This window comes from Micromonospora sp. DSM 43699 (genome assembly GCF_055517075.1).
Map to the genome: position 1 here is coordinate 1 of NZ_JBTMMT010000122.1, position 8497 is coordinate 8497.

2 protein-coding genes are annotated in these 8497 nt (G+C 76.2%); both read right to left on the reverse strand.

Annotation, left to right across the window (positions count from 1 at the left end; genetic code table 11):
• A partial coding sequence (locus AC0AIB_RS30615; protein WP_465098006.1) for a type I polyketide synthase occupies nt 1-5454 on the reverse strand: 5454 nt, incomplete at its 3' end.
• 42 nt (nt 5455-5496) lie between these two features.
• Nucleotides 5497-8497: type I polyketide synthase (locus AC0AIB_RS30620; protein WP_465098007.1), on the reverse strand; the 3001-nt coding region annotated here is incomplete at its 5' end.

An 8497-nucleotide genomic window follows, 5' to 3' on the forward strand; every position in this document is an offset into this window, starting at 1 on the left:
ACCCCGATCAACCGGAAACTCCCCCACCCCGTCCCCACCCGAGACCAACAACTCCCACAACTGATCCGGACTCTCCACCCCACCCGGATACCGACACGCCATCCCCACGATCGCGATCGGCTCGTCGAGGCGGGTGCTGGTCACCGCCTCGGTCGCGGGGGCCGTGGCACCGCCCCGGCCGCCGGCCAACTCGGCGTACACCTGGGCGGCCAGGATCTGCGGGGTCGGGTAGTCGAAGACCAGCGTGGAGGGGAGCCGCAGGCCGGTGGCGGCGTTGACCCGGTTGCGCAGGTCCACCGCCGTCAACGAATCGAAACCCAACTCCCGGAACGCCCGATCCGCCGGCACCGCCTCCGCCCCACCGTGCCCGAGCACCTGGGCGACGAGACCTCGGACGAGGGTGTCGACCTGGTCGCGGGCCTCGTCCGGGGCCAGGCCGGCCAGCCGGTCGGCCCAGTTGCCCTTGCCGGCCTGCCGGCGGACGCTGACCGCGCCGAGCAGCGCCCGCAGCAGCGACGGCACCCGCCCGGCGACGACCTGGGACCGCATCGCCGGCACGTCGATGACGGCGGGCACGAGCGCGGCCCGGTCCGCCGCCACGGCGGCGTCGAGCAGCTCCAGACCGGTCTCGGCGCTCATCGGTGTCAGGCCGGCCCGGGTCGACCGGGCCCGGTCCGCCTCGGACACCGACGCGGCCATGCCGTCCGTGTCCCACATGCCCCACGCCAGACTGACCGCCGGCAGTCCCGCCTGACGGCGGTGCGCGGCGAGGGCGTCGAGGAACGTGTTCGCGGCGGCGTAGGCGGCCTGACCCGGGGAGCCGAGAACGCCCGCCACGGACGAGAACAGCACGAACAGGTCCAGGCCCAGACCCGCCGTGGCCTCGTGCAGCCACCAGCCGGCGGTGGCCTTCGGGGCCAGCACGCCGGCCAGCCGCTCCGGGCTGATCGCCGAGACCACCCCGTCGTCCAGCACACCAGCCGTGTGCACCACACCGGCCAGCCGGCCGGGGACACCCGCGACCAGTGTGGCCACCCGGTCCCGGTCGGTGACGTCGGCGGCGACCACCTCGACCCGGGCGCCGAGGCCGGTCAGCCGCTCGGCGAGCGCGTCCGCGCCGGGCGCGGCCGGTCCCTGCCGGGACACCAGCAGCAGCGATCGCACACCGTGCGCGGTGACCAGGTGCTCCGCGACGAGGGCGCCCAGCGCCCCGGTGCCGCCGGTGACCAGCACCGTGCCGTCGCCGACGGCGGGCAGGTCCCCGGCCGGGGGGAGCGCAGCGCGGACGAGGCGGGGGGTCAGCACCGTGTCGGCGCGCAGCGCCACCTGACCGCCGGTGGCCGGCAGGTCGTCGGCGACGCCGGCCAGCACGGCGAGGGTGGCGGCGTCCGGGTCCCGGTCGAGATCGGCCAGGACGATGCGCTCCGGGTGCTCGGACTGGGCCGACCGGAGCAGGCCCCACACGGCCGCGCCGGCCAGGTCGGCGAGCTGGTCGGCGTCCCGGGCCACCACCGCGCCCCGGGTCAGCACCACCAGCCGGGAGTCGGCGAGGGCGTCGGCGGCCAGCCACGCCTGCACCACCGCGAGCACCTCCGAGGCGACTGCCCGGACGGACTCCGGCACGTCCTCGTCGGACGCGGCGGACACCGGCAGCACCAGGATGCGCGGCAGCGACCCGGGGTCGCCCGCGGCCAGCACGGCCGCCACGTCGGGGTACGCGGGCAGGCCGGCGGGGTGGGCCCCGTCCGGGCCGGCGAGGAGCGCCCAGCCGGACAGGTCGTCGACGGGCGTGACCTCCTCGGCCTGCCAGGCGACCTCGAACATCGACCGGGCCGCGGCGTCCGGGGCGACCGGGGCGGTCATCTCCCGCAGGACCAGGGTGTCCACCGACACGACCGGAGCACCCGCGCCGTCGGCGGCGACCAGCCGCACCGTGGAGCCGTCGCGACTCAGCCGTACGCGCAGCGCCGACGCGCCGGACGCGTGGACCTGGACGCCCTCGAACGTGAACGGCACCCGGGGGCCACCGCCCTCGCCGGCCAGCAGCAGCCCCACCGGGTGCAGGGCGGCGTCCAACAGGGCGGGGTGCACCGCGAAACCGCCGGCGGCCTCCGCGACGCCCTCCGGCAGGGCGACCTCGGCGTACACCTCGCCGTCTCCGGTCCACAGCCGGCGCAGGCCCTGGAACGCCGGCCCGTAGGTCAGGCCGCGTCCGGCCAGCGCGTCGTACCAGTCGTCGAGCGCGACCTCGGTCACGGCGGCCGGCGGCCACGCCCCGAGGCCGGGCTCGTCGGCGGCGGCTGGTTCCAGCACGCCCTCGGCGTGCCGCACCCAGTCGGCGTCCGGGTCGTCCTCGGCCTGGGCGTGCATGGTCACCGCGCGGGCGCCGGCGTCGTCGGCGGGACCGACGCGCACCTGCACCCGGGTGCCGCCGGTGGTGGGCAGCACCACCGGCGCGGCGACGGTCAGCTCCCGCACCCGGGAGACGCCGATCTCGTCGCCGGCCCGGACCGCGAGTTCGACAAGCGCGGTACCGGGCAGCACCACCGCGCCGGAGACCGCGTGGTCGGCCAGCCACGGGTGGGTGGCCAGCGACAGCCGGCCGGTGAGCAGCACCATGTCCTCGCCGGCGACGGAGACCGCCGCGCCGAGCAGCGGGTGCCCGGCCGCACCCAGGCCGGCGCCGGAGACGTCGGCGAGCCGACCGACCGGCTCCAGCCAGTACCGCTCGTGCGCGAAGGCGTAGGTGGGCAGGGCGATCCGGCGGGCGCGGGTGCCGCCGAGCAGGGCGTCCCAGTCGACGGCGAGGCCGTGGACGTGCAGCTGGGCGAGTGCTTCCAGGACGGCGCGGGGCTCGGGCCGGTCCTTGCGGGACAGCGGCACCAGCACCGCCGCCGGGTCGGTGAGGCAGCTCTGCGCCATGGCGGTGAGCACCCCGTTGGGACCCAGTTCCACGTAGGTGCCGACGCCGGCCTCGGCCAGGTGGGCGACGGCGTCGGCGAAACGCACGGCCTCCCGGACGTGGCGCACCCAGTAACCGGGGCGGCACAGCTGCTCCGGCTCGGCGATCCGACCGGTCAGGTTCGACACGATCGGCACTGTGGGTGGCCGGAACGTCAGTCCCTCCGCGACCGCCGCGAACTCGGCGAGCATCGGGTCCATGAGGGCGCTGTGGAAGGCGTGGCTGACCCGGAGCCGGTGGGTGGGCGCGCCCCGGCCGGCCCAGAACGCCGCCACCTCGTCGACGGCCTCGGTATCGCCGGAGACGACCACGGCGGCGGGACCGTTGACGGCGGCGATGTCGACCCGGCCGGAGACGCCGGCCAGCGAATCGGCCACGGCCGCCTCGTCCGCGCCGACCGCGAGCATCGCCCCGCCGGCCGGCAGGGCCTGCATGAGCCGGCCCCGGGCGGCGACCAGCGCGGCGGCGTCGGCGAGGGTGAGCACCCCGGCGACGTGCGCGGCGGCCAGCTCGCCGATCGAGTGGCCGACCAGGAAGTCGGGGACGAGCCCGAAGGAACCGGCGAGCCGGAACAGGGCCACCTCGACGGCGAAGAGCCCGGCCTGGGTGAAGACCGTCTGGTTCAGCAGAGCGGCCTCGGCCGAGTCCTCCGCAGCGAACAGCACCTCGCGCAACGGCCGGGGCAGGTGGGGGTCGAGGTGCGCGCAGACCTCGTCCAACGCGGACGCGAAGGCGGGGAACGCGGCGGACAGCTCACGGCCCATGCCGGCGCGCTGTGCGCCCTGGCCAGAGAAGAGGAAGGCGATCCGGCCGCGACCGGTGGCGGTGCCGGTGACCAGTGTGGGGTCCGGCTCGCCGACGGCGAGGGCGCGCAGCCCGGCGAGCAGGTCGGCGCGGCCGGCGGCGAGGACCACGGCCCGCCGGTCCAGTCCGGCCCGGCTGAGCGCGGACACGGCGGCGTCGACCGGCCGGACGGAGTCGTCGGTGGCCAGGTGGTCGGCCCAGCGGCGGGCCTGCGCGGCGAGGGACTCGGAGCTGCGGGCGGAGAGCGGTACCGGCACCAGCGGCGGCGCGGCGGCCGGCACCGCCGGCTCGGGCTCCGCGACGGCGGGAGGCTGCTCGATGATGACGTGGGCGTTGGTGCCGCTGATACCGAACGACGACACGGCGGCCCGCCGCTCCCGGCCGGTCGCCGGCCAGGGGCGGGCCTCGGTGAGCAGTTCGACCGCGCCGGCCGACCAGTCGATGTGCGGGGACGGCTCGTCGACGTGCAGGGTGCGCGGCAGGACGCCGTGCCGCATCGCCAGCACCATCTTGATGATGCCGGCGGCCCCGGCGGCGGCCTGGGTGTGGCCGAGGTTGGACTTCACCGAGCCGAGCCAGAGCGGCCCCCCGTCGGCGCGGTCCTGCCCGTACGTGGCGAGCAACGCCTGGGCCTCGATCGGGTCACCCAGGGTGGTGCCGGTGCCGTGCGCCTCGACGACGTCCACGTCGGCCGGGGAGAGCCGGGCGTTGGCCAGCGCCTGCCGGATCACCCGCTCCTGGCTGGGGCCGTTCGGGGTGGTCAGGCCACTGCTCGCGCCGTCCTGGTTGACCGCGCTACCCCGGATCACCGCGTAGACGCGTCGACCGTCGCGTTGGGCGTCGGAGAGCCGCTGGAGCAACAGGACGCCGACGCCCTCGGCCCAGCCGGTGCCGTCGGCGGCGGCGGCGAACGACTTGCACCGGCCGTCGGCGGCGAGGCCGCGCTGCCGGGAGAACTCGGCGAAGACGCCGGGGGTGGACAGCACGGTGACCCCACCGGCCAGGGCGAAGTCGCAGTCGCGCTGGCGCAGCGCCTGCACGGCGAGGTGCACGGCGACCAGCGACGACGAGCAGGCCGTGTCGACGGTGACGGCCGGCCCTTCGAGGCCGTACGTGTACGCGACCCGACCCGACACGACGCTGCCGGAGTTGCCGGTGCCCAGGTAGCCCTCCACGCCCTCGGGCAGGTCAAGCATCCGGGAGGCGTAGTCGTGGTACATCACCCCGGCGAACACCCCGGTACGGCTGCCGCGCAGTCGCTGCGGGTCGAGGTCGGCGGACTCGAACGCCTCCCAGGCGCTCTCCAGCAGCAGCCGCTGCTGCGGGTCCATGGCGAGGGCCTCACGCGGCGAGATGCCGAAGAAGGCCGGGTCGAACTCGGTGGCCTCGTAGAGGAAGCCGCCCTTGTCCGTGTACGAGGTACCCGGGTTGTCCGGGTCGGCGGAGAAGAGGCGTTCCAGGTCCCAGCCCCGGTCGGTCGGGAAGTCCCCCACCCCGTCCCGGCCGTCGGCCACCAACTGCCACAGCTCGTCCGGGCTCTTGACGCCACCCGGGTAGCGGCAGGCCATGCCGACGATGGCCATCGGCTCGCGGTCCTTCGCCTCTACCTCGCGCACGCGCCGCCGCGCCTCGCGCAGGTCCGCCGTGGCGCGCCGGAGGTAGTCGAGGAACTCTTCCTCAGTGGGCATCGAGCCACTCCGTATCGTGGTCAGAGGTCCGGAGCATCCGGGTCAGGCCGATCCGAGCTCGTCGTCGAGAAGGCTGAACAGCTCCTCGGCACTGGCGGTGCTGAGGTTGCCGTCGCCCGTGGCGGCGTCGTCGGTGCCGGCCTCGGCGTACGTCCAGAGCGACAGCAGCTCGCGCAGCCGGGCGGCGACGGCGGTGCGGTCGGTGTCCTCGGTGGTGACCGCGCGCATGGCGGTCTCCAGCTTGTTGAGCTCGCCCAGCACGGACAGCGCGGTGGTGGTCCGCTCGGCGAGCAGCGCGCCGCGCAGGTGGGCGACCATCGCGCCGGTGGTCGGCCGGTCATAGATCAGGGTCGACGGCAGGCGCAGCCCGGTAGCGGCGGCGAGCCGGTTGCGGAACTCCACAGCGGTCAGCGAGTCGAAACCGAGCTCCACGAAGCCCTTCTCCTCGTCGATGTCGCGGATCGAGGAGTAGCCGAGCACCGCCGCCGCGTGGGTGCGGACCAGGTCGGACAGCACCCGGTCCCGCTCTGCCTCCGGGGTGGCGGCGAGGGTGGCGCGGAGCGCGTCCGCCGCGTCGGCCGCCGGTGTCGCCGCGACCGGAGCGGCCCCGGCCGGGCGGACCAGACCGTGCAGCAGCCGGGGCAGTGCCGGGCCGAGCCGGCCGAGCAGCCCGTGGTCCAGGCTCACCGGGACGACCACCGCGTCGCCGAAGCGCAGCCCCTCGCTGAACAGCTCCATACCCTCGTCGGCGTCGAGCGGGTGGAAGCCGGCCCGGCTCATCCGCTGCTCGTCGACGTGTCCCTGCGGTCCCCCGGGCCCGTCGGGGTTGGCCCACGGCCCCCACGCCATCGAGGTGACGGCCAGTCCGCTGGCCCGACGGTGGTGGGCGAGCGCGTCCAGGAAGGCGTTCGCGGCGGCGTGGTTGGCCTGGCCGGGACCGCCGAACAGCCCGGAGGCGGAGGAGAACAGCACGAACGCGGCGAGGTCGCGCTTCTCGGTCAGCTCGTGCAGGTGCCAGGCGGCGTCCACCTTCGGCCCGAGGACGGTGTCGAACCGGGCCGGGGTGAGCGCCGGCAGCACCCCGTCGTCGAGGATGCCTGCGGCGTGCACGACGCCGACCAGCGGTCGGTCGGCGGGGATCTCGTCGAGCAGCACGGCGAGGGCGTCCCGGTCGGTGACGTCGGCGGCGGCGACCTGGGCGCTGGCACCGAGTGCGGTCAGCTCGGCGACGAGGTCCGCCGCGCCGGGTGCGTCCGCGCCGCTGCGGCTGACCAGCAGCAGCCGGGGCACGCCGTGCCGGGTGACCAGGTGCCGGGCGGCCAGCCGGCCGAGCACGCCGAAGGCGCCGGTGACCAGGACCGTGCCGGTGGACAGGTCGGGCGCCGGCCGGTCCTGCGGCGGCGGTCCGAGCCGGACCAGCCGGGGTGCCCGGAGCTGCCCGGCACGGACGGCGAGCTGCGGTTCCCCGGTGGCCAGCGCCGCCGGCAGCGCGACCGCCGAGCGGGGATCGTCGTCGAGGTCGAGCAGCACGAACCGGCCCGGGTTCTCCGACTGGGCGGAGCGGACGAGACCCCACGCCGTGGCGGCGGGCAGGTCGGCGGGCCGTTCGTCGCCGTCGACGCAGACCGCACCCCGGGTGACGACGACGAGCCGGGCGTCCGCCAGGACTTCCCGGGTGAGCCAGTCCTGGGCCAGCACCAGCGTCCCGTGGCTGACCAGGTGCGCGACCCGCGCGGGGCTCGGCTCGTCGGCGCGCAGTCCCGCGCAGCCGACGACCACCGCGTCGGGCATGGCCGCCCCGGCTGCCACGGCCGCCACCAGGTCGTCCAGATCCTGGTACGCCTCGATGCCCGGCCACCCCCCGGCGTCGCCGAGCACGGCGAGGCGGGCGGTCCGGTCCGTTCCCGGCTCGGGGGCGATCCAGTCGAGCCGGTGCAGCGACCGGTTGGCCGCGCGGCGGGCCGCGTCGAGCTGGTCCGAACTGATCGGCCGCAGGACGAGGGCGTCGAGGGAGGCGACGGGCACGCCGCCGGTGTCGGTGACGGTCGCCGCCACCGATCCCTCGGTCACGGTGAGCCGCACCCGCAGCTCGCGGGCCCGGGTGGGCGCGAGGGCCAGCCCAGTCCAGGAGAACGGCAACCCGGGCTGCGCCGCGCCGGGCTGCGACGGGGCGTCCTCGGCGCGGCCCAGGGCGCTGGCGCCGATGGCGTGCAGGGCGGCGTCGAGCAGCGCGGGGTGCACCGAGAACCCGACGGCGTCGGTGGTGGCCGCGTCGGCGTCCAACGCCACCTCGGCCAGGATGTCGTCGCCGTGCCGCCAGGCCGCGCGCAGTGCCCGGAAGACGGGGCCGTAGTGGTAGCCCTGCTCGGCCAGGTGCGGGTAGAGCGTGTCCAGCGGGATCGGTTCGGCGTCGGCGGGCGGCCAGGCGCCGGCCGGGGCCACGGTCACCGCCCGGGTGGGGGCGAGCAGGCCGGTGGCGTGCCGTTGCCACTGCCGGGCCGTGCCCGGTCGGTCGGTGCCGTCGTCGACGTGGGAGTGGATGGTCACCGGCCGGCAGCCGTCGCCGTCGGCCGGCCCGACGCGGACCCGCAGGTCGACGCCGCCGGTCTGCGGGACGACGAGCGGCACCTCCAGCACCAGCTCCACCACGTGCGCGGTGTCGACGGTCCGACCGCTGCGGGATGCCAACTCGACCAGGGCGGTGCCGGGCAGCAGCACGGTGCCGAGCACTGCGTGGTCGGCCAGCCACGGGTGACTGGCGAGCGAGATCCGCCCGGTGAGCAGTAGGCCGTCGTCGCCGGGCAGGTCGGCTGCGGCGCTGAGCAGCGGGTGGTCCACCGCGTCGAGGCCCGCCGACGGCAGTCCGGCCCGACCGGTCCCGCCGCGCGCCAGCCAGTAGCGGTCCCGCCCGAACGGGTAGGTGGGTAGGTCGAGGGTGGGTGCCGGGGTGAGGACCCTGGTCCAGTCGACCGGCAGACCGATCGCGTGCGCGCTCGCCAGACTCGTCAACAACCGCGTCGGATCATCGTCACCACGACGCAAC